The organism is Ruegeria sp. EL01, from assembly GCF_900313035.1.
Classification (GTDB): domain Bacteria; phylum Pseudomonadota; class Alphaproteobacteria; order Rhodobacterales; family Rhodobacteraceae; genus Ruegeria.
The window spans coordinates 20,288-44,512 of record NZ_OMPS01000049.1; the positions used below are offsets into that span (position 1 = coordinate 20,288).

Below are 24,225 nucleotides of genomic sequence, written 5' to 3' on the forward strand. Positions count from 1 at the left end.
TCGCAATCAGATTGGACCCAAGTATGAAACAAGACGTTTTTGGACAAATGAACACCCTGACCCAGGCGGCAAGTGTCGACGCCTGGAACGGTGTTCTGCTGGGGTTCATGGCGCATGCTGCGGTCACACCGCAGCACTTGGGAAAAGTACTGGAGCTGGAACCTGATTTCGCGCTGGGTCACGCGATCAAGGGCTTGTTCATGGTTCTGCTGGGCCGACGTGAGATGCTGCCGGTTGCCAGCGAAGCGCTGGCAGCCGCCAATACAGCGATGCAACGACAGCCGGTTTCTGAACGCGAAAGGCAGTATGTCCAGGCGTTGGAGCTGTATCTGGCCGACTTGCCCACCCAGGCCGTGCAGAAATTCGAAGAAATTCTGCGGACCCACCCCGAAGATACGCTGGCCATGAAACTCAGCCACGCGACACGATTTGTGCTTGGCGATTCCGAGGGCATGCGCCGCTCGATCGAGCGCGTAATGCCCGCCTACGAACCCGACCATGCTGGGCGCGGATATCTGCTTGGGTGTCATTCCTTTGCGCTGGAAGAAACCGGCGCTTATGAAAAGGCTGAGATCGCTGGGCGCCAAGCGCTGTGGATGGTTTCTGACGATGCCTGGGGGTTACACGCGGTCGCACATGTCCACGAAATGACCGGGAACGCGAAGCTGGGCCTGGATTGGCTGGCCGGGCGCGAGGACGCGTGGGCACATTGCAACAACTTTCGCTATCACGTCTGGTGGCATAAGGCCCTGATGCATCTGGATCTGGGTCAGGTCGAGAACGTGATAGAATTGTATGACGAACATATCCGCCGGGATAAGACTGACGATTATCGGGACATTTCGAATGCAACATCCCTGCTCTCACGCCTTGAACTGGAAGGCGTGGATGTTGGCAGCAGATGGGAAGAACTGGCCGATCTGAGTGCGGCACGAACCGAAGACGGGTGTCTGATTTTCGCAGACCTGCACTATCTGTTGGCTTTGACCGGTGACAACCGTTCCGAGGCCACCGGCAAAATGCTGCAACGTATTCAGAAAGACGCGGGGCGCAACCATGGGGATACACCCACCCGCATGTCCGATCCGGGTGTCGCAGCGGCCAAAGGGTTAGAGGCGTTTGGTGACGGTCAATATGGCGCAGCCTTCGACTTTTTGTCGAACGCCCGAGGGTCAATGCAATTGGCTGGTGGCAGCCACGCCCAACGCGATGTATTCGAACGCATCACCATCGATTCGGGCCTGCGCGCAGGCCGTCTTGAGGCGGTGGAACGCATCCTGGACGACCGCCGTGCCAAACGCGCAGGGGGCGAAGACAATTACGCACTTGCGCGCCGCGCCCTGATCGACGCGGCCCGCGACAGCGATGACGCACATAGCGTCCCCGCCGAATAATAAAAAAGACCAAGAAGGACAGAAACCGTATGGCGACTGCATCGCCCGCTTCTGATTTTGCTCCGGTTGCGGCTTCGGCCGCGGCTCCGACTGCCCGTGTGCGCGACCCGCGCCTGGATTTTTATCGCGGCATCGCGATGTTCATCATCCTGATCGCCCATATCCCCAATGATCCGTGGGCCAAATGGATTCCCGCCCGGTTCGGCTTTTCTGACGCGACCGAGATCTTTGTGTTCTGCTCGGGTATGGCCTCGGCCATCGCTTTCGGCGGTGCATTCATGCGTAAGGGATGGTTGTTGGGCACGGCGCGCGTCGCGTTCCGCATTTGGCAGGTTTACTGGGCGCATATCTGCCTGTTTTTCTTTGTCGCCATGAGCATGGCCGCGCTGGACAACGCTGGCCTGTTTGAAAAAAGCTATGTCTCATCCTTGAATCTGCAGCATTTCTTCAATGATCCGCTGCCACAGATGGTTGGCATTTTCACCCTGACTTACGTGCCGAACTATTTTGACATTCTGCCGATGTATCTTGTGGTTCTGGCGATGATGCCGTTGTTCATGGCCTTGTCACGAGTTGGGTTCTGGGCTGTTGCCGCAACCTCGGTTGCGATCTGGCTGGTCGCCCAAACAGGTATTCTGGCCCTTCCGGCCGAGCCTTGGTCTGACCGGCAATGGTTTTTCAACCCGTTTGGCTGGCAATTGCTGTTTTTCACCGGTTTCGCCTTTATGCGCGGCTGGATCCCTGCCCCGCCCGTCTCAAAATCCCTGATCTGGGCCGCAGCGCTGTTTCTGATCCTGTCGGCACCATTTGGATCATGGAAAGTCTTCTTGTGGGTCCAATCTGCTGCACCGGGTCTGGCCGAAGAAATCCGTGACATCTGGCCCCTGACCAAGGAATTCCGTGGAAAGACCGAGTTTGGCCTGTTCCGCTACCTGCATTTTCTGTCGCTGGCCTATCTGGGCTGGGTGATTGCGGGTGAACACGGCCACCGCCTGATTGCATCTGGCCATAGTGCCAGCGCGCGCGCCTGGCAGGTTATGCTGACACTGATCACCAAGGTGGGTCAACAATCGCTGGCAGTATTTGTCTTCTCGATGGCCGCCGCTCGGCTGATTGGCGTCGTTCTGGATCAGACTGGGCGGGATTTTGCCAGCGTATTCATCGCGAACATGATTGGCTTTGCCATGATCATTGGCGTGGCCTATCTGGCCGCGTGGTTTAAGTCACAGCCTTGGAAATCGAAGAAATGAATTTAACTCGTCGCGCATTTTTGGCCTCAACTTCAGCGCTGTTTCTGGCACCCGCGACCTTCGCCTCGGGCGGAGAGGTACCGTTTGACCGCAATGACGTCGTTGCACTGGCCCGCGACCTGGTCAGCCGTCCCTTTGCAGAACGTGAGATGGTTCCACAGGAATGGCAGGATCTGACGTATCCGCAGTACCGGTCGATCCGTTTCCGGCTGGATCGCGCGCTGTGGTTCGAAACCGAAACGCCGTTCAACATCGATTTCTTCACACCGGGTCTCTACTTCCCGCGCACCGTACAGGTATCGACCGTCGAAAACGGAATGACCAAACCTGTCGCCTTTGATCTGGAGATGTTCGATAAATCGGATGAGGTGCCGCAGCTTCCTGTAGACGAAACCCTTGGGTTCTCGGGCCTGCGCTTGCGGACCGAAATGCACCGTCCCGGTAAAACGGACGAGTTCTGTGTGTTCCAGGGGGCGAGCTATTTCCGGGCAATTGGCCTGCACGAGGTTTACGGCCTGTCAGCCCGCGGGCTAGCATTGAAAACCGGCGATCCGGATGGCGAGGAATTTCCTGAGTTCATCCGCTTCTGGCTGGAACGTCCTGAGCCCGGTCAGCGCAACATGGTTGTGCACGCCCTGATGGACAGTCCCAGTGTGACCGGCGCCTATCGCTTTAACGTAACCGCAGGTGCCGATTGCACGATGGAGGTTGAAGCAACCCTTTTCCCTCGTGTGGAGCTGGATCACGTGGGCATCGCGCCGGGGACCTCGATGTTCCTGTTTGATCAGACCAATCACGGTCGGTTCGACGATTTCAGGCCCGCTGTGCATGACAGCGACGGGCTGCTGATCCGCAATGGCGTGGGCGAAGTGATCTGGCGTCCATTGGCAAACCCGACCCGTCTGCAGGTTTCGTCTTTCGTCGATACCAACCCCCAAGGCTTTGGTTTGATGCAGCGCAAGCGCGCGTTCTCAGATTATGCCGATCTTGAAGCTCAATATCACAAACGGCCCAGCCTATGGGTCGAGCCGCAAGGTGATTGGGGCAAAGGCACGGTTACGCTGGTTGAAATCCCGGCTGACCAGGAAATCTACGACAACATCGTTGCCTATTGGCGTCCGGCCGAGCCTTATGTGCCCCGTCAGCAAGTTGACATGTCCTACAGCCTGTTTTGGGGTGAAGAACCTCAACGCACGCCGATGCCCCGCGTGATCAACACCGCAATGGGCGAAAACACCTTTGGTGAAGGGCGTCTGGCCGTGATCGATTTCGAGGCCAGTGAGTTGTTTGAAGACCCCGAAGCGCTCAATATTTATGTGCAATCACCGCACGTTGAGACGTCGGAAGGTGTCTTGCAGCGTAACCCCGATACTGGTGGCTTGCGGCTGGCCTTCTCGTTCGAACCCGGCGATCGCGACCACGTCGAACTGCGCGCGCAGCTGAGGCTCGGCAAACAGGCCGCTTCAGAAGTCTGGCTGTACAGATGGACGACATGAGCCACGACCTGCATATCATGCCGCCAAGGGCACCTTTGGCGATGCCCGCGCAAGACTTTCGTGCCGGATTTCGGGATGCCGAAGTGCCGTCACGTGCTGGCACGCAATCGGCCGGGTTCTGGCGGGCGCTGGCGTTTTCACCAGCAATGGCTGCGACGCTCGGATTGTTCTGGGTCATGACCGATTGGTTCGGAGCCGAGGGGATCAATCTGATCGAAGCGGTCCTTTTGGTGCTGATCTCGTTTAATTTCTTCTGGATCTCGTTCACGGTCTGCACCGTTCTGTTGGGCATGGTGTCGTTGTCGCGTCAGGAACGCCCGACCCGTCAGGGACGTCCGCAAGCATTGCGCGTGGCCCTGCTGATGCCGGTCTATAACGAGGTGCCGTGGTTCGTGCTTGGCAACGCCAGAACCATGCTGGAGGAGTTGCAAGCCCGAGGCGGACAGCATCACTATGCCATGTTTATCCTGTCGGACACGCGCGACCCAGGGATTGCCGCGCAGGAACAAGCCAGCATCGAAGCACTGCGTACCACGTTGGCCCCTGGGTTAGAGTTGTACTACCGCCGCCGCGAACAAAACACGGACCGGAAGGTCGGTAATATCGCAGATTGGGTCAGCCGCTGGGGCTCGGACTGGGATGCAATGCTGGTGCTGGATGCCGACAGCCTGATGACAGGCCGCGCCATCGCCCGCCTGACAGACACGCTGGCGCGTGATCCCGGTGCGGGTCTGATCCAGAGCTACCCGCAGTTGATCGGCGCGCAGTCGGTTTTTGCCCGGATGCAGCAATTCGCCAACGGCGTGTACGGCATCGCCTTTGCCGAAGGGCTGGCCCGCTGGTGCGGCCAGGAGGGCAATTACTGGGGCCATAACGCCATCATCCGAACCAAAGCCTTCGCAACATGTGCGGGGCTGCCCAAACTCCGGTCCCTCAACGGGCAGGAAGAGCTGATCATGAGCCATGACTTTGTCGAGGCCGGTCTGCTGCGCCGTGCCGGATGGGGAGTGCGTTTTCTGCCACGTATTCGTGGATCATACGAAGAAACGCCCCCGACCCTCATCGATCATGCCATGCGAGATCGGCGCTGGTGTCAGGGCAACCTGCAGCATTTGAAACTGCTGGGGTCACGCGGATTCCGATCGGTCTCGCGCTTTCACATGTTCCATGGGGCGGTTGGATATCTGATGTCGCCGCTGTGGTTCGCGCTGCTGGTGATGTGGGCATTGATCGGTCAGGGCGAAGACGCCTCGGTCCTGCATTACTTCAGCCCTGACAACCCAATGTTCCCGCAATGGCCGGAAATGACTGAAACGCGGCATGTACTGATCATTCTCGTTATGTATGCGATGCTGCTTGCCCCCAAAGTTCTGGGCGTCGCGGCCCTGCCCCTCAGCGGTGTGCGCTATTCCGATTTCGGTGGAAAGCGTCGGTTCTTCACATCGTTTCTGGCCGAGGTGATCCTGTCGGTTCTTTATGCGCCGATCCTGATGGTGCAGCAGATGATTGCAGTCTTTCGCACCGTATTGGGCATTCAAAAAGGCTGGACGCCGCAGGAACGAGACGGCGGCAGCTATGGCCTGCGGACCTTGATCCTATGCCATGCGCTGGAAACGATCATCGGTATCGCACTAAGCGTCGGTATTTTGGCGGGTCTGGTCTCATTCTGGTTGGCACCGATTGCGATCAGCCTTGCGCTGGCAATCCCGTTGTCAGCGCTAAGCGGCGTGTCCGTCGGCGCAGCCCGGCACATGGTCGGTATGCGCGAGGACTTTAATGAGCCCGCCATCACCCGTTCGGCCCGCCGCCACCGGAAGGAACTGAAGCGCCTGCTGGAAGGCAAAGGTGTCATGACACCGGCGGAGTGATCAGCCGCCGGGCAGCCCCTCGTACCAGTCGACCATCATGTCTGCCCACCCTTGGGGCACGGTATGTCCGCCCGGGAACAAAGCGAATTCAAGTGCACCGCCATCGGCGCATGTCCATCTGCGACGCATGAATTGATCGGTTGTCCCAAAACCATCTGGCTTGGTGTCGACGCATTCATTGGCCTCGCGCCAGATTTGCAAACCAGCAAAGATATCCCCTTGATGATAGCGGCCACCGCCAAGAAGTCGCCCTTCCAACGGGACGACGTTGTCGACCCAGCCATGTGTGTGAAACAGGCGCACGGGTCCGCCGCAGGTTTCAGGATGCGGCCGCCAGAAACCGCCTGACACCGGCACATAGGCCGAAAAGGTTTCGGGCGCTGCGCACGCCAGGTAGTTCACCATAAACGCCCCGGCCGAAAAACCGCCAAGAACGACACGATCGCCGTCAACGCCAAACCGGTCCGCCGCATCTTGAACGGCTGCCTTCAAAAACTCTTTTTCGTCACGCTCACCAAACCCAGGGTAAAAATTCCAGCTTTGAGGGCCATCATCAGCAATCCCCTCGGGCGCCATCACCGCGTATCCCCGCGCCAAAAGAGGGTCGACCATGCCCCGGTTCTTCATCGTGCCGGAACCGCTGCCACCATAGCCATGCAGAAATATTACCAATGGCGGGTTTTCGCTGTCCGGTAATTCGATGTGGTAACTGCCAGATGGAATATCGCAGGTGCCCTCTTCCGATCCACACGCAGCTATAGCTGCGTGCCCGGAAAAAGCAAAACACACAGCCAAAAAGTGTTTCGCGCGCATTATGTGTCCTCTTTGTAACTTTGAATAGGAAGCCCGGCACGTACCCAGCCCGGACCAGCGGCCGAACCCAGCATGCCCTCGGGTACGTCTATGATGTTTGTGAACCCTGCCACGCTCAGTTGATTACTTAACCGCGCCGATCGAACACCCCGCGCGCAAATCAAGGCCACAGGAGCTTCCTGGTTGCCGCCGGTAAGCTGCTCAAGCGCTTGAACAAAATCCTCGCGCCGCATGTCCAGAAGGTGTGCCCCCTCACCCACCCCGGTCGCCCGCCATTCCCGAGGGGTGCGGATATCCACCAATAAAATATCGCCGGATCGGGCTTGCTGATACGCCTCGGTCACATCCATCTGAGCGCCCGCATAGTCCTGCGGGATAAGGCGGTATTCCCGGATCGCGAAACCGGTCGCAATGGCGGCTGCACCACCAAGCAAAACCCACCTGCGGGTCCGGTTCACCTTGTCCGACATGTCATCTTCCTTTGAGTTGCCGGGCCGGTTCTATCACAGGCCGTTGGTCATTTCTGCTCTGAATTCTGACCGTCAGATCAAGTTCGCGTCATTATTACGCAGGGCAAACCCGATCCAGAGATTGCCGTAGAACTCTGTGAAAAACTTGCAATATCTGGACAGTCAATAAATTATCCTTAGAAACCCAAGAACAATAGACCGCCCAGACCGGAGTATCGCACTTGTCCCTATTCCTCATCGCGGCCCTTCCCTTTCTCGGAGCTGTTTTTCCAGCCCTCCTGATCCGGGCGGGACGAAACGCAGCAGCCTCGGCCGCAGGGTTGACCACATTTCTGGCGCTTATGGGTTTGCTGATCCATAGCCCGGCGGTTCTTCGGGGCGAGGTGATCACAGCCCGGTTCGACTGGATGCCGGGGCTGGGACTGAATGCGAACTTCATGTTGGACGGACTTGGGTTCCTGTTCGCGCTGCTGATCCTTGGTATCGGATTGCTGATCATCCTCTACGCCCGGTTCTATTTGTCGCGCGAAGATCCGATGGGGCAGTTTTACACCTATCTGCTGCTGTTTCAGGGCGCGATGGTCGGGATCGTCCTGTCTGACAACATATTGCTTTTGCTTATTTTCTGGGAACTCACCTCGCTGAGCTCGTTCCTGTTGATCGGGTATTGGAAACATTTGCCGGAAGGCCGGCAAGGCGCGCGGATGGCGCTGGCCGTAACGGGTGGCGGTGGTTTGGCAATGATCGCCGGAATGCTGATCCTGGGCAACATTGTAGGGTCCTATGACCTAAGCATCATTTTGCAGAACAAAGAGTTGATCCAGTCATCGTCTTACTACATGCCCGCGTTGATCCTGATCCTGTTGGGCTGTTTCACCAAGTCCGCGCAGTTCCCCTTTCATTTCTGGCTGCCGCACGCGATGGCAGCTCCAACCCCAGTTTCGGCCTATCTGCACTCGGCAACGATGGTGAAGGCAGGACTGTTCCTGATGGCGCGCATGTGGCCGGTTCTGGCCGGAACTGATGCGTGGTTTTACATCGTCGCGACCACAGGACTGGTGACAATGTTGCTTGGAGCGGTGATTGCGCTGTTCAAAGATGATCTAAAAGCGCTTCTGGCGTTTTCAACGGTGTCGCACCTTGGGTTGGTGACCATGCTTTTGGGTTTTGGCACCAAGTTGGCAGCCGTTGCCGCCATATTCCACATCATTAACCACGCAACTTTCAAAGCTGCGTTGTTTATGACAGCCGGGATCATCGACCACGAAACCGGCACGCGCGATGTCAAACGGTTGGGTGGATTGCGTCACCTGATGCCGATCACCTTTACCATCGGCACAATCGCGGCCTTATCGATGGCTGGCCTGCCGCCTCTAAACGGTTTCCTTTCAAAGGAAATGATGTTGGAGGAAACCGTTCATACAACCTGGTTGCACTCGCACTATCTGGTGCCGGGACTGGCAGTTCTGGCTGCAGTGTTCTCAGCCGCGTATTCCTTCCGCTTTGTAAGCCACGTATTCCTTGGGCCACAGCGTGATGACTATCCGGCTAAGCCGCATGATCCGCCCGTTGGCTTGTGGCTGGCACCGGCCTTTCTTGTCATATTGGTCGTGCTTATCGGTCTTTACTCAGCCGCAATCGTCGGCCCATTGGTTGCTGTTGTCTCAAGCGCGGTGATTGGTGGTGAAAAGCTGCCATATTACTCTCTGAAACTGTGGCATGGCTTCACCCCAGCCCTATACATGTCTGTCGTTGCGACGCTGGGCGGTTTGTTCCTGCTTGCGCTGCATCAACGTGGTGAGCATATTTGGAACGCCCTGCCGCGCCCTGAGGCGAAAGTTATCTTTGAGGCGATTATCAACGCATTCACCAAACTCAGCCGTCTGATAACAGACGAGTTGCACAATGGTGTGCTCAGCCGCTATGCGATCATCTTTGTCACTTTCACGGTCGGGTTGGGCTACTACGCGTATTCGACGGGAACTATTGGTATCGAAACACGCGTTCCGCTACCGGCCCAGACTATTCCGATCATCGGGTGGATCTGTCTGGTCGGTGCGACGTTGGGGATCATGTGGTTCCACCGCAATCGCTTGTTGTCCCTGGTTCTGATCGGTGTTGTCGGCCTGATCGTATCCATCGCCTTCAACTACCTCTCGGCGCCGGATCTGGCACTGACACAGATTTCGGTCGAGGTGGTCACCATGATCCTACTGCTGTTGTCGCTGAACTTTCTGCCAACCGAAACGCCATGGGATAGTTCCGCTGGTCGACGATGGCGTGATGCCGCGATTTCCGTTGTCGCAGGGATCGGATCGGGGGCGCTGATCTACGCGATCATGATGCGCGATTTCGCATTTCCCACGATCTCGGACTTCCATCTGGCAAACTCGTACAAGGGCGGCGGCGGTACCAATGTGGTTAACGTGATCCTGGTGGACTTCCGGGGATTTGATACGTTTGGTGAAATCATCGTTTTGGGTATCGCGGCGCTGATCATCTACGCATTAACCGAATCTGTGCTGGGCACCAATGTGCGCGGCTACCTGTTGAACCGCAAACCGCATTGGCCACAGTCAGGCGACTCGCACCCATTGATGATGGTTGTGGTGACGCGGGTTATGATGCCGATCGCGCTGATGGTTGGCGCCTACGTCTTCTTCCGTGGCCACAACCAACCCGGCGGCGGCTTTATTGCCGGGCTGATCGTCGCCATCGCCTATCTGATGCAATACATGGCCAGCGGCTATACCTGGGCCATCGAACGCCAGAGGTTCTATTACCATGGAACCATCGGCTGGGGTGTTCTGATCGCTGCCGCGACCGGCTTGGGCGCGTGGTTCAACGACCGCCCCTTCCTGACCAGCGATTTCGGGTATCTCAACTGGCCACCGCTGGAAGAATTCGAGTGGGCCACCGCCATGTTGTTTGACACTGGCGTGTTCCTGGCCGTTCTGGGTGCCGTCATGCTGGCGCTGGACAGCCTGTCCAGGTTCGCATGGCAACCCGGTATGGCACAGGAATTCCCGATGGACATCAACCCGTTGCGGGATGATCCGCCGGAAGACGAAGAGAAGGAGCAGGTCTGATGGAAGCGCTCGTAGCCTCAGCCGTGGGCGTTCTGACCGCTGCCGGGATTTTCCTGATCCTGCGCCGCCGAACATTCCCGGTCATTTTAGGCCTGTCGTTGATCACCTATGCGGTGAACGTCTTTCTATTTGCGACCGGACGGCTGGCGCTGAATGCGCCCGCAGTTCTGAACAAGTATGAAGAGGTTCCTTACACCGATCCGCTGCCTCAGGCGCTTGTGCTGACGGCCATTGTGATCTCATTCGGAATGACGGCGGTGATCGTGATGATCGCGCTCAGCGCCTATCTGTCTTCGAAGGATGACCATATAGACATGACCGCGCAGGATTGCGTCGACGCGCCGGGAGAAGACGCATGAACCACTGGATCGTTGCGCCGATCGTCCTGCCCGCGATCCTTGCGCCGTTTATCATCATGGTCTTGCGATATCATCTGGACCTGCAACGCATCTTCTCGGTCGCGGGTGTGGTCACCCTGCTAGGCATTGCACTGACCATTACGGCGCAAGCCTCTGGCGGGGACATTCAGGTCTATGAACTAGGCGATTGGCCCGCCCCGTTTGGCATTGTCATGGTGCTGGACAGGATGTCGGCCATGATGGTGTTGCTAACGGCATTGCTGGCCTTGCCCATTGTGCTTTATGCGATTGGGTCTGGCTGGGATCAGCGCGGCAATCACTTCCACGCACTGTTTCATTTCCAATTGATGGGCGTCTGTGGCGCGTTTCTGACGGGCGACGCGTTCAACCTGTTTGTTTTCTTCGAGGTTCTGCTGATCGCATCTTACGGTCTTATGACCCATGGCGGCGGTTCAGTGCGTTTGAAAGCAGGTGTTCAATACGTCGCTTATAACTTGCTAGGCTCGACCTTGTTCCTGTTTGCCTTGGGAACGCTCTATGGCGTGACAGGCACCTTGAATATGGCCGACATCGCCGTGCGGGTGGCAGAGTTACCGGCCGAAGATACCGCTCTTCTGCGGGTCGGTGCGGTACTGTTGCTGTTGGTTTTTTGTATCAAGGCCGCCGTTCTGCCGCTGCATTTCTGGCTACCTGCAAGCTATGCCAATGCGCCCTTGCCGGTGGCGGCGCTGTTTGCGATCATGACCAAGGTAGGGGCCTATTCGATCCTGCGTATGTACACGCTGGCATTCGGGCCAGAGGTTGAAGCAACGCAAGGGTTGGTCGGCGATTGGCTGCAACCTGCTGCCATATTGACGCTTGCAGTCGGGGCCATCGGCATCCTTGGCGCACAACATATTGCCCGTATGGTTGCATTCTGTGCCATAGCGTCAATGGGCACTTTGCTGATCGCAATCTCGTTGTTCACGCCCCAGGCAACGGCGGCTGCACTGTACTACATTTTCCACTCGACACTGGCGACCGCACTACTGTTCCTGGTTGCTGATCTGGTGATGGAACGGCGGGGGGGCGCAATTATCCCCAAGCCACCGATGCCGCAAAGCGGGTTGATCTCGGCCCTGTTCTTTGTCGGCGCCATCGCGATGGCAGGAATGCCGCCGTTGTCGGGTTTTATTGGCAAACTGCTTGTTTTGGACGCCGCACGCGATGCATCAAATGCAAACGCAATTTGGTTTGTGATCCTGGTCGGGTCCTTCGTAACAATCGTTGGATTGGCGCGCGCCGGATCGCTGATCTTTTGGAAGAGCCATGATGCCCAATATGCTGAAGAAACCGAACCGACGGAGCTGGAGGAAACGGATGTGCAACCTGCCACCGAACCCCAACCTGGTCTGGCCTTTACAGCAATCTTTGGCGCGGTTGCGGGTCTGATCCTGCTGACCCTGTTTGCCGGGCCCGCTTTGGAGTACACAAGCAAGACCGCAGAGCAATTGTTCACGCCCGAGCGTTACATCTCGGCCGTATTGGGAGGTGAAGAGTGATGAAACTGCTGCGCCGTATATTCCCGCACCCGCATCTGACAATTTTGCTAACGCTTGTCTGGTTGCTTCTGGCAAACGCGCCATCGCTGAACTCGCTGGTTTTTGGTTTGATATTGGGAATTATCATCCCCTTTGTCACCCAGCCCTACTGGCCAGACCGTCCCAAGCTGCGCAACTGGCCCATGGTGGTCGAATACATGCTGGTCGTGCTGTGGGATATCGTTGTTGCCAATGTCACGGTCGCAAAGATCATCCTGTTCAAGCGTGACGCCGACCGGCAGCCGAACTGGGTTTGTATCCCATTGGAACTGCGCACACCCGAAGCGATCACCGTTCTGGCTGGCACCATAACGATGACCCCCGGCACGGTCAGTTGTGATCTGTCGGCGCAAGGGCATAACCTGCTTGTCCACTGTCTGGACACCTCAGACCCGGACGCCGTGCGGGATCAGATCAAGCAGCGCTATGAACGCCGTCTGAAGGAGATTTTCGAATGATGGACTTTGCCATCCACTTTGCATTTGCCTGTTTCGGAGCAGCGATCATGATGTGCCTTTGGCGGATCATCACGGCCGAAGGGGTCGGCACCCGGGTTCTGGCGTTGGATACTATGGTGATCAACACCATTGCCCTCATGATCCTGTACGGATTGTTCAAAAGCACCGAAATCTTTTTTGAGGCTGCCATGATCATCGCAATGCTGGGGTTCGTCTCAACCGTCGCCTATGCCCGCTTTATGTTGCGCGGCAACATCATCGAGTGAGGGTGTGATGGACTTTATCTTCGAACTTCTAATCGCATTCTTCCTAGTAGTTTCGGGCATATTCGGGTTTGTCGGCTCGTTTGGAATGATCAAGCTGAAAGATCCGATGTCGCGCCTGCATGCTCCGACCAAGGCAACGACCCTTGGCGTGGGCGGCATTCTGTTGGCCTCGATCTGCCATTCCGTCCTGATAGAAGGGCATCTGTCGCTGCACGAGCTGCTGATCACCCTGTTTTTGTTCCTGACCGCCCCGATCACGGCCCTGTTCATTGCCAAATGGCATATTCACCGTCATGAAATGCCCGAAGATCTGCCGGATGCGGGCGAGGATGAGCTTTGGGCCACCCACGCGGTCGAGCAGGTCGAAGACGTCCCCGACCACAGCACGAACTGAGCCTCATGCACACACCTCCGTTGCCCCTGACCCGTGATCTGGTTCTGATTGGCGGAGGCCACACGCACGCGCTGGTGTTGCGGAAATGGGGTATGAACCCTCTGCCCGGTGCGCGCTTAACCCTGATCAACCCTGGCCCAACCGCGCCTTATTCGGGCATGTTGCCGGGGTTTGTCGCCGGTCATTACGAGCGTTCGGAACTGGACATCGATCTGGTCAAACTGGCGCGCTTTGCCGGAGCCAGGGTTGTTCTTGGGACTGTGGACGGGATCGATACCCAAAAGCGGGAAATTCACCTGCCCGGACGTCCCCCGCTGGCATTCGATGTCGCGTCAGTGAACGTTGGCATCACTTCGAAAATGCCTTCGTTGGCAGGCTTTGCCGACCATGCCGTGCCTGCCAAGCCTTTGGGTCCGTTTGCCGCGCGTTGGGCCGCCTACCTGGGGGGCAGCGGATCGGCAGCGATCGTTATTATCGGCGGCGGCGTTGCTGGTGTAGAACTGGCAATGGCAATGGCACATGCGCTAAAGGCCAAAGGGCGGGCTGCGCAAGTCACGCTGATAGACAATGCCTCTGCTCTGACCGCAACAAATCCCAAAGCCGCGGCGACAATCCGGAACGCAATGACCGATCTTGGTGTCGATGTGATCGAGCATAACTCGATCACACAGATAGCCAAGGATCATGTGAAACTGAAAGACGGTCGCCAAATCCCGGCAACATTCGTGACCGGGGCGGCCGGAGCACGCCCTTATGACTGGATCACAAATACCGGACTGGACCTGCAGAACGGGTACATTCAAGTGAACGAGCATCTGCAATCCAGTGATCCGGTGGTTTTTGCCGCTGGCGATTGCGTGCATCTAACAGATAACCCACGTCCCAAAGCCGGTGTATACGCGGTGCGCGAGGCACCGATCCTCTTCAACAATCTGCAGGCCGCATTGGGCGCTGGAAAAATGAAACGGTACACCCCTCAGAAAGACTATCTGAAACTGATCTCTCTGGGTCGTAAATCCGCGCTGGCTGAGCGTCTTAGCACATCCTTCAGTGGCTCTTTGATGTGGACGTGGAAGAACCATATCGACCAGACCTTCATGAACAAGTTTCGCGATTTGCCGCAAATGCGACCCGCGCCCCTGCCCCGCGATCATGCGTCCGGCCTGCGCGAGACATTGGGTGACAAACCCATGTGCGGAGGGTGCGGTGCCAAGGTTGGACGCGGTGCTCTGCGATCTGCGTTGCAATCTTTGCCGCCGCCTGAGCGAGCCGATGTGATCTCGCTGCCCGGCGATGACGCCGCGGTGCTGCAGACCGGTGGTGCGCGGCAGGCCATGACCTCGGACCACCTGCGCGCCTTCACGCTGGACCCAGGCCTTATGACTCGCATCGCAGCGGTGCACGCATTAGGGGACATCTGGGCCATGGGGGCCGCGCCACAAGCGGCCACCGCGACTGTCATCCTGCCTCGGATGTCGGCCGAATTGCAGCATCGCACCATGTCCGAGATCATGACAATTGCCGGCGACGTCATGCGTGAAGCTGGGGCTGAGATCGTGGGTGGCCACAGCTCGATGGGCGACGAAATGACCATCGGGTTTACCTTAACCGGCCTGTGCGAAAACGATCCGATCACTTTGGCGGGCGGCCGTCTGGGCGATATTTTGATCCTGACCAAACCCATAGGCAGTGGTGTGTTAATGGCGGCAGAGATGGCTGGTGAAGCGGACGGCGCCTCGATCGCAGCAGCATTCCAGCACATGATACAGCCACAAAGCGCGGCAACCCGTATCCTATCAGGCGCACACGCCATGACGGATGTGACCGGGTTTGGTCTGGCCGGTCATCTGCAGGGCATATGTGAGGCTTCTGATTGCGGCGCAACGCTTGACCTGGCCAGCGTCCCGCTGATGCAAGGCGCGCAAGATCTGAGCGACCAGGGCATTCGCTCGACGATATTCACCGACAACAGGTCCATCGCAATGGAATTGCCATCTGATGGCAAGGCCGCGCTTTTGTTTGATCCGCAAACCGCTGGCGGCCTGCTGGCGGCTGTTGCCGCAGATGGTGCTGAATTCGTTCTGCGGGATCTGCGCGACGCGGGCTATCCCGCTGCGATCATTGGGCAGTTGACCAAGACGCCGGGACTGCGTTTTCAGAGCTGAGTCAGCAGTTTTTCAATCCGTGCAGCCGCATCTGCCAGCCCCACGTCATCCAGCGTTGCGAGATCGACTTGCGCAAGCACGTTTGCGTCGCGGGCCCGCCGGGATTTCAAATAGGCCGGGTCGTAGTGACCTTCCATCAATGCTCGGGTCAGCGCCGGTTTTTCGCCCGCCTCAATCAATTGCAGCCAACCATCCACAACCCCGTGCCCGCGATGCAAGCGCAAGGGTGACAACCGATCGCGCAAGCCATCGATGTCGGACAGGATGTCATCATAAGCGCGAACCAAATAGGCCGTACGCGCCTCGATCGAGGCCGTGACCTGAACCCGCGGGGCGGCGCATAAAGCACTCCACAGGCTGGGCGGCAGGATCAGGTTGCCGATCTTGGATGATTCCGCTTCGACCACGACCGGGCGGGATGCATCCAAAGCGCAAAACGCTGCGGACAACGCAGATTCAAAGGCTTTCTGCCCCGGTTGACCACCTGGCATATCGCCCAGCAAAGACCCCCGATGGTTGGCCAACCCCTCGAGATCCAGAACCTGAACGCCGCGCCTTTGCAAGTGCCGCAGTATTTCGGTTTTGGCGGTTCCGGTGTATCCGTCCAAAGCCACCAATTGGTGTGGCAGCGGATCGTGATAAAGATAAGCGTTTACCAAACGCCGATAGCTACGATAGCCCCCTTCGACCACCTCGGCGCGCCAGCCGATCTGCTGCAGCATCCACGTGAAGGAACCCGACCGCTGACCTCCGCGCCAGCAATACACCAGCGGTCGCCAGCTGCCTTCGTGATGGCTTAGGCTGTTTTCAATGTGATTGGCCGCATTGCGAAACACCAGCGCTGCGCCCAACTTGCGGGCCAGAAACGGGCTTTCCTGCACGTAGATCGTTCCGACACGGGCGCGTTCTTCGTCATCCAGAACCGGCAGGTTGATCGCACCGGGCAAATGATCCTCGGCAAATTCAGCCGGGCTGCGCACGTCGATCACCGTATCGAAGCTATGCGAATAAAGATGCGGCAGGTTGTTAAGCTTCAGGGCCATGCCAGCGGTCTAGCCCGCTGGATCAACGAAGGAAAGGCCGTTCGGATTCAATCCTCCAAGGCCTCAATCAGCTTTGATCCCTCGGCACGACTGGAGTTTACGGTCGGGGCAACTCGATTGTAGGCCAGCATGGCCTCTGCGCTCGGCTGCATGAGGCGCGCAACCCCTTTTTCCCGCCTGGTCCAACCACAACGACCAATTGTGTTGCTCACGCGCCAAAGGCGTCCGAAATAGAAAAAGCCGCATCAGTGTGATGCGGCTTTTTCATTCCAGATTGAGTTTACTTCTGCTTGATGCGCCCATCCAGATACGGCTGATATGGTGCGTTTTCGGCCAGATACTCAGCCGTCACGTCTGCCAGATCAGGGCCGAAATCATACGCGTTCTTGTCGTCACCTTCGAACACGCTGTATCCGTCGCCGCCGTTTCGCACATAGTTGTTGGTCACAACAAGATAGGTGGCTGCCGGGTCAATCGGAACAAACCCGTCGCCATCAGCCACCATCACATCACTGATGCGACCTTCGTTGGGTGCAACAGAAGCATCCCAGGCAAAAGTCACGCCCGCCACTTGCGGGAAGCGGCCTTTGACCTCTTCGACCTGGCTTACGCCGTTCTCCAACGCATCAATGACACCCTGACCACTGATCTCAAAGGTCGAGAGCGTGTTCTGGAACGGAAGGACAGTCAGCACCTCGCCCATGGTGATTTCACCCGGATCGATCGACGCCCGCAAACCGCCTGAGTTCGCAATCGCGATCTGTACACCCTGATCAGCGACCCGTGCCAGCATGGCATCAGCAACAAGGTTGCCCATTTGACATTCCTGGACGCGACAAATGGCACGGTCGCCTTCGATCGCATCGGCGGAGCTGGCCACAACTTTGTTGCGGATCTCGTCCAGTGGAACCGCCAGTTCGGCGATCCGGTCCAGCGCGGCCTGATCCTCGGTAACGGTGTTGTCCATGATCAGCGGCTCACCCGCCGCTTCGACGACATTGCCATCATCATCGAAGGTCACATTCAACTCACCCAGGAACTTGCCATAGGCATAGGCCTGAACGATCTGCACTCCGTTGATGACGGTCGGATACGGACCGGCCGCTTTGTCGGACACATTGGATAAATAGGTGTTCGAATGGCCCCCAACAATGACATCAACCCCGGTGGTTTCCTGTGCCACGCGCTGGTCCACGCCATAGCCCGAATGGCTAAGCACGACGATTTTGTTGACGCCTTCGCCGGTTAACCGGTCCACTTCACCCTGAACCGCCGGTACCGGATCGGAAAATGTGACATTCGGACCGGGCGAGGCCAGTTCATCAGTATCAATGGGCGTCAGGCCAATCAGGCCGATCTTCTCGCCACCAACCTCGATGACTGTCGATTTCTTGATCTTGTCGGTCAGCAACTCTTCGTCGGCCACATTAGCGTTCGACATGAGGACTGGGAAATCGACCGAGTCGATGAAGCCGCGCAGAACCTCGGGTCCATCGTCGAATTCGTGGTTACCCACCGTCATCGCATCATAGCCCAGCTTGTTCATGAACTCGGCAGCCACTTTGCCTTTATAATAGGTATAGAACAGTGACCCCTGGAACTGGTCACCGCCATCCACCAGGATCGAGTTTTCCGCCCGTCCGCGTGCCTCTTCCACCGCTGTCACCAAACGCGCCGATCCGCCGAAACACTTTCCTTCGGCATTGTCCTCAGCACCACAGCCACTGTCGTATTTGTTGATCGGCTCAAAACGAGAGTGGAAATCGTTGGTGTGTAAAATGGTCAATTTGTAATCGGCAGCCGCGATACCTGCGGTCAGGCCCAATATGGCGGCCGAAGCCAGAAATCGGGTCAACATACTAAAACTCCCTATTGTTGTTTTCCCAGATCGTGCGCTGAGGGAAGGAAAGAGTCAAAGGGGGAAATCCGGCTTGATTCCCACAGCTTTGCGAGGCATCACCACGTCATGCTGATATACAAGATTTTCCGGGCCGACGAATGGGCCCACCTGCAGGCCAACGGTGCCTCGGACGGTGCGTCGATTGATGTGACCGACGGGTTTGTGCATTTTTCGACTGCGGAACAGGCCGCCGAAACGGCCGCAAAGCACTTTGCCGGGGTTGAAGGCCTGGTTCTTTTGGCCTGCGATGCTGAGGCAATGGGGCACGATCTGAAGTGGGAGATTTCGCGCGGTGGAGCACGGTTCCCGCATCTTTATCGGCAGATCCAGATGAGCGATGTGGTCTGGTCTCGGCCCCTACCTTTTGACGGGCAGGCCCATAGCTTCCCCCAGGAGATGGTATGACCGGCTATATTGATCCGGAGCGTGCTCAATTCGAAGCCTTCAAGACGCTGGATCGGGATCAGCCTATCGAAATGCTTAATCTTGTCAGGTTTCGCACAACGGCAAGCTACCCGGCGGATCACGAACTGGCCAAAGAGAACCTGACAGGCGCGCAGGCTTACCGCAACTATGGCGCCGCAACTGCACCGGTCATTGCACGGCTCGGTGCGTCGATCCTGTGGCGCGGCCAGTTCCAAACCACGCTGATCGGTCCGACAGATGAGGTATGGGACGAAGTCTTCATAGCGCGCTATCCGACGGCACATGCGTTTCTAGAAATGGTGACCGACCCTGTTTATCAAGCTGCGGTAATCCATCGTCAGGCTGCGGTGGAAACCTCGCGCCTGATCCGCTGCGGTTCGGCCGAAGGTGGGGATACATTCGGATGAAACTGACCGAGAAGCTGGGGCTTGCCGCATTACACCGCCTGGACCCGGAAACCGCGCATGGGATGTCGATCAAGGCTTTGAAGGCTGGGTTGGCCCCTGCCCCGGGCCCGGTTTCATCGCCGCGTCTGCGGACCCGAGTCGCGGGGCTGGATTTGCCAAACCCGGTTGGATTGGCCGCTGGATTTGACAAGAACGGAGAGGTTTTGGGCCCGCTGTCCCAAGCTGGTTTCGGCTTCATTGAAGTCGGCGCGGTCACCCCACGACCGCAACCTGGCAACCCAAAACCGCGCCTGTTTCGGCTGACTGAAGACAAGGCTGCCATCAACCGCTTTGGCTTCAACAATGACGGCATGCAGGTCATGGCCCAGCGTCTGGCCAGCCGTCCAAAAGATGCGGTGATTGGCCTGAATCTGGGTGCAAACAAGGACAGTGACGACCGGCCCGGCGATTTCGCCAAGGTGCTGGCACATTGCGCTGCGCATCTGGATTTTGCGACGGTCAATGTGTCCTCGCCCAATACAGAAAAACTGCGCGATTTGCAGGGTAAGGCGGCGCTGAGCGCGCTGTTGAGCGGGGTCATCGAAACCCGCGACACCCTTGCCCGACCAATCCCTGTGTTCCTGAAAATCGCCCCAGATTTGACCTCGAGGGAACTGCACGACATCGCCGAGGTCGCCCGCGAAACCGGTGTTGATGGGGTGATCGCCACCAACACAACCTTGTCGCGCGACGGTTTGAGCAGCGCGCATAAGGGCGAAGCGGGCGGTTTGTCCGGTGCGCCGTTGTTTGAAAAATCGACGCGTATTCTGGCCCAGCTGAGTAAGTTGACGAACGGATCAATTCCATTGATCGGTGTCGGCGGCATCAGCACTGCAGAACAGGCTTATGCCAAGATCTGCGCGGGCGCTTCGGCGGTGCAGTTTTACACCGCAATGGTTTATGGCGGCTTATCCTTGGCCTCGGACATTGTGCAGGGGCTGGACCAGTTGCTTGCCCGCGACGGATTTGAAACTGTAGCGCAAGCCGTTGGCAGCAAAAGAGAGGACTGGTTGTGATCGAATACTGGCATAACCCGCGTTGTTCAAAGTCCCGCGAAGGCCTCGCCTTGCTTGAAGATAAAGGCGCGGAGATCAAGCTGCGGAAGTATCTTGAGGATGCGCCTTCGGAGGATGAGCTTCGAGCAGCACAAACCCTGCTAGGCGTGACGGCGATTGGAATGATGCGAACGGGTGAAAAGCTGTTCAAAGAGCTCGGTCTGACAAAATCCTCGCCAGAACCGGACCTGATCCGGGCGATGGCCGAGAACCCGATTCTGATCGAACGCCCTTTGGCAATTGCAGGCGAGAAAGCCGCGCTTGGACGTCCTCCGGAAAATCTGCTGGACCTGCTTTAGGCCACCTGCGCCTCAAGTTTGGGATAGCGCCAGCCCAGTGTCACGCCGCGTGCGATGTTCAGAACCATCAGCGCGGCCCACAAGCCATGGTTGCCAAATACTGGCACCAAAACAAACAAAGCCACCACATAGATCGCAACGGATTGCAGCATCGCGTTGCGCATCGCCCGCGTCCAAGTCGCCCCGATATAGATCCCATCGAACATCCAGCTCGCCACCCCTATCACCGGGGCAAGCGCGGCCCAGATCAGGTATTCTCGCCCGGCTTCGCGCACCTCGGGTGAGGTCGACATAAGATCAATCAATGTCGGCCCAGCGATAAAAAAGACAGCGCCCAACAGCACAGCGCCACCGACGCCCCATTGCGAAGCCATCACAGAGGCCCGCCGCACCTGATACCGATCACGGGCCCCAACGGCAACGCCAACCAGCGCCTCGGCAGAAAAGGCAAATCCATCCAGCGCAAAGGCCGTGATTTCCAAAAACTGTAACAGTACCTGATTGGCAGCCAAATTGATGTCCCCCAGATCCGAACCGACGAACAGGAAGGTTGTGAACGATCCCGTCAACAAGACCGAACGGATCATGATATCGCCATTGACCTGCAACATCCGACGCAATCGCTCGGCGTCAAAGATACGGGCCGTGTCGCGCCACAATTTGCCTGCAAAGGCATCGCGGCAAAGCCACAACCCCAAGGCCAACCCGGTCCATTCCGCGATCAATGTCGCGACGGCGACACCTTCGACACCCCAGCCAAGACCCAATACGAACCATAAGTCCAACAGGATGTTCAGACCGTTCATCCAAACCTGCAGGACAAATACACCGCGCGTTCGTTCAACCGCGATCAACCACCCCGTGACGGCGTAAAGTGCGATCGTGGCCGGCGCGCCCCATATCCTGATCTCAAGATAGGCGCGGGTCAGCGCCTCGACCTCGGGACTGGCCGGCGAAAGCGCAAAGGCACCGGCAAAAACCGCAACCTGTGCGACAATAAAAAAGAACCCCGCTGCAGCGCCCAGCAAGAGACCACGCATCAGCAAGGCCCGGATCTCAAGTACATCCCCTGCCCCGCGTGCCTGAGCCGCCATGCCAGTTGTGCCCATCCGCAGAAAGCCGAAGATCCAGTAGATCGTCGACAAAATCACCGCTCCGATTCCAACGGCTCCGATTGGTGCCGCAAGACCCATCTGGCCGACCACGCCAGTATCTACGGCCCCCAGGATCGGAACCGTGGCGTTCGACAGAACGATCGGCAATGCAACTTTAAGCACCCGCCGATGGGTTATGGGAGCCGACGCGTCCTGCATGCCTCAGCTTTTGTCAGCACGGTTTTGCGGCATCAGGAAGTGACCTGTTCCCTGTGCAAACAGCTTGCTGTGGTGATCCTGCCAGGCTTCGACACGTACCGAGGCATAGCGCCGACCCGCACGATTGATGAACGCCCGCGCATATGCGTCTCGGGGCAGGCCAGAGCGCAAGTAATCAACGGTAAAATCGATTGTCTTGGGAAAGCGAATGTTCTTGTCGGTCATGATGGCATCCGCATCAATCTCACCGCTTTCGATGTGGGGAAACATATGTTCCCAACTCAGGGTGATCACGGCCGTGACTTCAAGAAAGGCTGCAGTCACACCACCATGAATGGCAGGCAGCAAAGGGTTGCCAATCAGATTGTCATCAAAGTTCAGGACACCTGTCAGCTCATCTCCACGTCGATCAAAACTGATATTGAGAAAGCGGATATATGGCACGCCATCGACCAGCGCGTTCAGTGCAGCATCGCGTCGGTGTTTGACAACTTGAACCGGTTCGGGACGGGGTCTGGCCATTTACTTCCCCTCCACCGTAAACGACCCCGAGGCGGTGGCCACCGGATCGTCACGATCTTCATCTATGGCTGTCGCACGTACAAAGGCCACGTTACGGGTAATGTGATAGCAGCTTGCCCGTGCTGTGATCGTCTGCCCCGGCGTCGCGGCGCGCATGTAGTCGATGCGCAGGTCGATGGTCGCCGTACCACCGGGTGCAGCCGGATGGCTCATCACCGCAGCGCCGCAACAGGTATCCAGAATGGTCGACACCGCTCCACCATGAATAACGCCAGTACGCGGATCTCCGATCAGATCCTCGTTATACGGCATCGAGATTTCGGCCTCGCCTTCTCCGATCTGCATCAGCCTAAGGCCCAGCGCCCTTGCGTGCGGGATCGCCTCGATGAACTGGCGGGCGAGTACTGTCTTGTCGACCATTGGGTTTTGTCCTGTTGTCTTGCCCCCCTTTATGAGCCGCAGCCCAATCAAAGGGCAAGCCCACCTGTTGCGCTTGCCGCCACGACGCCCTAGGTTGCAGGCGAGGAGACCAGGAATGTCCGACAAACGTTTGTCATTCAAAGAGATGTGCGCCGAATTCGACGTGACGCCGCGCACCCTGCGATACTACGAGTATATCGAGTTGCTGCAGCCCGATCGGGAAGGCAGATCCAGATTCTATGGCCCGCGCGAATGCGCCCGCATGAAGCTGATCATGCGTGGGCGCAAATTCGGCTTTCCACTGGAAGAAATTCGGCAATGGCTGCTGATCTACGAAGATCAGGGGAACAAAGCTCAGATGGCAACTTTCGTTGATATGGCTGATCGTCAAATGGATGAGCTCCGCCAACAGCGCCAGCAACTGGACGAAGCCATGGACGAACTCAAGCGCCTTCGGGACCAAACGTTTAAGTCAATAGGCTGAGACAGTGCCCTGTTGCGGTGGGGAATCGCCCAACTCGAGACCGACTCGCCTGTGCGAATGCGCATCCAGTTATTCGACGCGCTGCTCAAAACGCCCCCAATCTGGTTGACGCAGCGGAAAGAAAACTGCGTCAAAAGCCCCTTACGCGTTCAGATGTTACGTCAACTTCAAAGTGACGCAGCGTCTGGATTACGTCAACGTCACTCACATGTTGTAAAGCGCGTATCAACTACGCAACTCATAGCTCATGATGCCAGTGACGAGAGTATGATGAATGACTGAAGATCTGATGACCATCCGCGAGATGTGCGAGACCTATGACGTCACGCCCCGTACTTTGCGGTTTTATGAGGCCAAAGAGCTTTTGTTTCCGCACCGCGAGGGGCAGAAACGGCTGTTCACCAAACGCGACCGCGCCCGGCTCAAGCTGATCCTGCGCGGCAAACGGTTTGGATTCAGCCTGGAAGAGATTCGCCAGCTTCTGGATTTGTACCATGTAGGTGACCAACAGGTGACCCAGATGTCCCGCACATTCGAGATCGCGTGCGAGCGTCTGGCGGACATGGAATCGCGCCGTGAAGAGCTGACACAGGCGATCGACGATCTGAAAGAGCAGTTGCGTTGGGGCGAAAAAGTCATCGCCTCGATGAAACAGGAAAAGAAGGCCGCCGAGTAAACCGCTCGGCTGCCTGCCACCCGGACATATGAATTAAGG

General features: G+C 57.5%; 24 protein-coding genes. 17 read left to right on the forward strand and 7 right to left on the reverse strand.

The genetic code is table 11. The annotated features are described in order from the left end of the window. Positions 1 to 23 precede the first annotated feature (23 nt). From D9K61_RS26530 to mdoH, 4 genes are read left to right on the forward strand one after another with little or no spacing between them, the layout of a single operon-like run. A complete protein-coding gene (locus tag D9K61_RS26530; protein ID WP_120636277.1) occupies positions 24 to 1,394 on the forward strand; it encodes a tetratricopeptide repeat protein in 1,371 nt (456 codons plus the stop codon). 29 nt (positions 1,395 to 1,423) lie between these two features. Further along, entirely contained in the window at positions 1,424 to 2,644 is a 1,221-nt protein-coding gene (locus D9K61_RS26535) for an OpgC family protein (RefSeq protein WP_120636234.1), read from the forward strand. After that, positions 2,641 to 4,140, forward strand: coding sequence for a glucan biosynthesis protein (locus D9K61_RS26540; RefSeq protein WP_120636235.1), 1,500 nt, complete (start codon positions 2,641 to 2,643; stop codon positions 4,138 to 4,140). Before D9K61_RS26535 ends, D9K61_RS26540 begins: the two co-directional genes overlap by 4 nt. After that, complete coding sequence (gene mdoH, locus D9K61_RS26545) at positions 4,137 to 6,008, forward strand: glucans biosynthesis glucosyltransferase MdoH (RefSeq protein WP_120636278.1); 1,872 nt, start codon at positions 4,137 to 4,139, stop codon at positions 6,006 to 6,008. The genes D9K61_RS26540 and mdoH overlap by 4 nt, the downstream gene beginning before the upstream one ends. On the opposite strand, the gene D9K61_RS26550 is transcribed toward mdoH, so the two are convergent. Together D9K61_RS26550 and D9K61_RS26555 are read right to left on the reverse strand one after the other, a co-directional pair. Beyond that, a complete protein-coding gene (locus tag D9K61_RS26550) occupies positions 6,009 to 6,821 on the reverse strand; it encodes a PHB depolymerase family esterase (RefSeq protein WP_120636236.1) in 813 nt (270 codons plus the stop codon). Continuing rightward, positions 6,821 to 7,291: a rhodanese-like domain-containing protein gene (locus D9K61_RS26555; RefSeq protein ID WP_120636237.1), complete on the reverse strand. Its 471-nt coding sequence runs from the start codon at positions 7,289 to 7,291 to the stop codon at positions 6,821 to 6,823. The genes D9K61_RS26550 and D9K61_RS26555 overlap by 1 nt, the downstream gene beginning before the upstream one ends. Positions 7,292 to 7,512: 221 nt before the next feature. On the opposite strand from D9K61_RS26555, the gene D9K61_RS26560 reads away from it, so the two are divergent. The 7 genes from D9K61_RS26560 to selD are packed head-to-tail and all read left to right on the forward strand — an operon-like array spanning position 7,513 to position 15,602. Beyond that, positions 7,513 to 10,380 carry a monovalent cation/H+ antiporter subunit A gene (locus D9K61_RS26560; RefSeq protein ID WP_120636238.1) on the forward strand — a complete coding sequence of 956 codons (2,868 nt, stop codon included), beginning with the start codon at positions 7,513 to 7,515 and terminating at the stop codon, positions 10,378 to 10,380. After that, positions 10,380 to 10,739, forward strand: a complete 360-nt coding sequence (locus D9K61_RS26565; RefSeq protein WP_120636239.1) for a Na+/H+ antiporter subunit C — start codon at positions 10,380 to 10,382, stop codon at positions 10,737 to 10,739. The genes D9K61_RS26560 and D9K61_RS26565 overlap by 1 nt, the downstream gene beginning before the upstream one ends. Further along, entirely contained in the window at positions 10,736 to 12,280 is a 1,545-nt protein-coding gene (locus D9K61_RS26570) for a monovalent cation/H+ antiporter subunit D (RefSeq protein WP_120636240.1), read from the forward strand. Before D9K61_RS26565 ends, D9K61_RS26570 begins: the two co-directional genes overlap by 4 nt. Continuing rightward, positions 12,280 to 12,777: a Na+/H+ antiporter subunit E gene (locus tag D9K61_RS26575; protein ID WP_120636241.1), complete on the forward strand. Its 498-nt coding sequence runs from the start codon at positions 12,280 to 12,282 to the stop codon at positions 12,775 to 12,777. Before D9K61_RS26570 ends, D9K61_RS26575 begins: the two co-directional genes overlap by 1 nt. Beyond that, on the forward strand, positions 12,774 to 13,043 hold the full coding sequence (locus tag D9K61_RS26580) for a K+/H+ antiporter subunit F (RefSeq protein ID WP_120636242.1): 270 nt from the start codon (positions 12,774 to 12,776) through the stop codon (positions 13,041 to 13,043). Before D9K61_RS26575 ends, D9K61_RS26580 begins: the two co-directional genes overlap by 4 nt. 7 nt (positions 13,044 to 13,050) lie before the next feature. Then, a complete protein-coding gene (locus D9K61_RS26585) occupies positions 13,051 to 13,437 on the forward strand; it encodes a Na+/H+ antiporter subunit G (RefSeq protein ID WP_120636243.1) in 387 nt (128 codons plus the stop codon). A 5-nt stretch (positions 13,438 to 13,442) separates the two neighbouring features. Beyond that, entirely contained in the window at positions 13,443 to 15,602 is a 2,160-nt protein-coding gene (selD, locus tag D9K61_RS26590; RefSeq protein WP_120636244.1) for a selenide, water dikinase SelD, read from the forward strand. Here selD and mnmH read toward each other — a convergent pair. Continuing rightward, the gene (gene mnmH / locus D9K61_RS26595; RefSeq protein ID WP_120636245.1) at positions 15,593 to 16,645 is read right to left on the reverse strand and encodes a tRNA 2-selenouridine(34) synthase MnmH; all 1,053 of its coding nucleotides are present in this window, start codon (positions 16,643 to 16,645) and stop codon (positions 15,593 to 15,595) included. The two genes, selD and mnmH, sit on opposite strands and share 10 nt — an antisense overlap. Positions 16,646 to 16,925: 280 nt before the next feature. Then, positions 16,926 to 18,503, reverse strand: coding sequence for a bifunctional UDP-sugar hydrolase/5'-nucleotidase (locus D9K61_RS26600; protein ID WP_120636246.1), 1,578 nt, complete (start codon positions 18,501 to 18,503; stop codon positions 16,926 to 16,928). 108 nt (positions 18,504 to 18,611) lie between these two features. Between D9K61_RS26600 and D9K61_RS26605 the strand changes: the two genes are divergently transcribed. Genes D9K61_RS26605 through arsC form a run of 4 tightly spaced genes read left to right on the forward strand, consistent with a single transcriptional unit; the run spans position 18,612 to position 20,771 of the window. Beyond that, positions 18,612 to 18,950: a DUF952 domain-containing protein gene (locus tag D9K61_RS26605; RefSeq protein ID WP_120636247.1), complete on the forward strand. Its 339-nt coding sequence runs from the start codon at positions 18,612 to 18,614 to the stop codon at positions 18,948 to 18,950. Then, positions 18,947 to 19,378, forward strand: a complete 432-nt coding sequence (locus D9K61_RS26610; protein WP_120636248.1) for a DUF1330 domain-containing protein — start codon at positions 18,947 to 18,949, stop codon at positions 19,376 to 19,378. The genes D9K61_RS26605 and D9K61_RS26610 overlap by 4 nt, the downstream gene beginning before the upstream one ends. Continuing rightward, the gene (locus D9K61_RS26615) at positions 19,375 to 20,433 is read left to right on the forward strand and encodes a quinone-dependent dihydroorotate dehydrogenase (protein ID WP_120636249.1); all 1,059 of its coding nucleotides are present in this window, start codon (positions 19,375 to 19,377) and stop codon (positions 20,431 to 20,433) included. Before D9K61_RS26610 ends, D9K61_RS26615 begins: the two co-directional genes overlap by 4 nt. Further along, positions 20,430 to 20,771 (forward strand): arsenate reductase (glutaredoxin), encoded by a 342-nt coding sequence (arsC, locus tag D9K61_RS26620; protein WP_120636250.1) that lies wholly within the window; start codon positions 20,430 to 20,432, stop codon positions 20,769 to 20,771. The genes D9K61_RS26615 and arsC overlap by 4 nt, the downstream gene beginning before the upstream one ends. Here the strand turns inward: arsC and D9K61_RS26625 are convergent. The 3 genes from D9K61_RS26625 to D9K61_RS26635 are packed head-to-tail and all read right to left on the reverse strand — an operon-like array spanning position 20,768 to position 23,026. Beyond that, entirely contained in the window at positions 20,768 to 22,084 is a 1,317-nt protein-coding gene (locus D9K61_RS26625; RefSeq protein WP_120636251.1) for an MATE family efflux transporter, read from the reverse strand. The two genes, arsC and D9K61_RS26625, sit on opposite strands and share 4 nt — an antisense overlap. A 3-nt stretch (positions 22,085 to 22,087) precedes the next feature. Continuing rightward, on the reverse strand, positions 22,088 to 22,606 hold the full coding sequence (locus D9K61_RS26630; protein ID WP_120636252.1) for a PaaI family thioesterase: 519 nt from the start codon (positions 22,604 to 22,606) through the stop codon (positions 22,088 to 22,090). Continuing rightward, positions 22,607 to 23,026 carry a PaaI family thioesterase gene (locus D9K61_RS26635; protein ID WP_120636253.1) on the reverse strand — a complete coding sequence of 140 codons (420 nt, stop codon included), beginning with the start codon at positions 23,024 to 23,026 and terminating at the stop codon, positions 22,607 to 22,609. It lies immediately after the preceding gene. Positions 23,027 to 23,141: 115 nt separating this feature from the next. On the opposite strand from D9K61_RS26635, the gene D9K61_RS26640 reads away from it, so the two are divergent. Both D9K61_RS26640 and D9K61_RS26645 read left to right on the forward strand, forming a co-directional pair. Next, complete coding sequence (locus D9K61_RS26640) at positions 23,142 to 23,510, forward strand: MerR family DNA-binding transcriptional regulator (protein ID WP_120636254.1); 369 nt, start codon at positions 23,142 to 23,144, stop codon at positions 23,508 to 23,510. Positions 23,511 to 23,784: 274 nt separating this feature from the next. Next, positions 23,785 to 24,186 (forward strand): MerR family DNA-binding transcriptional regulator, encoded by a 402-nt coding sequence (locus D9K61_RS26645; protein WP_120636255.1) that lies wholly within the window; start codon positions 23,785 to 23,787, stop codon positions 24,184 to 24,186. The last annotated feature ends 39 nt before the right edge of the window (positions 24,187 to 24,225 follow it).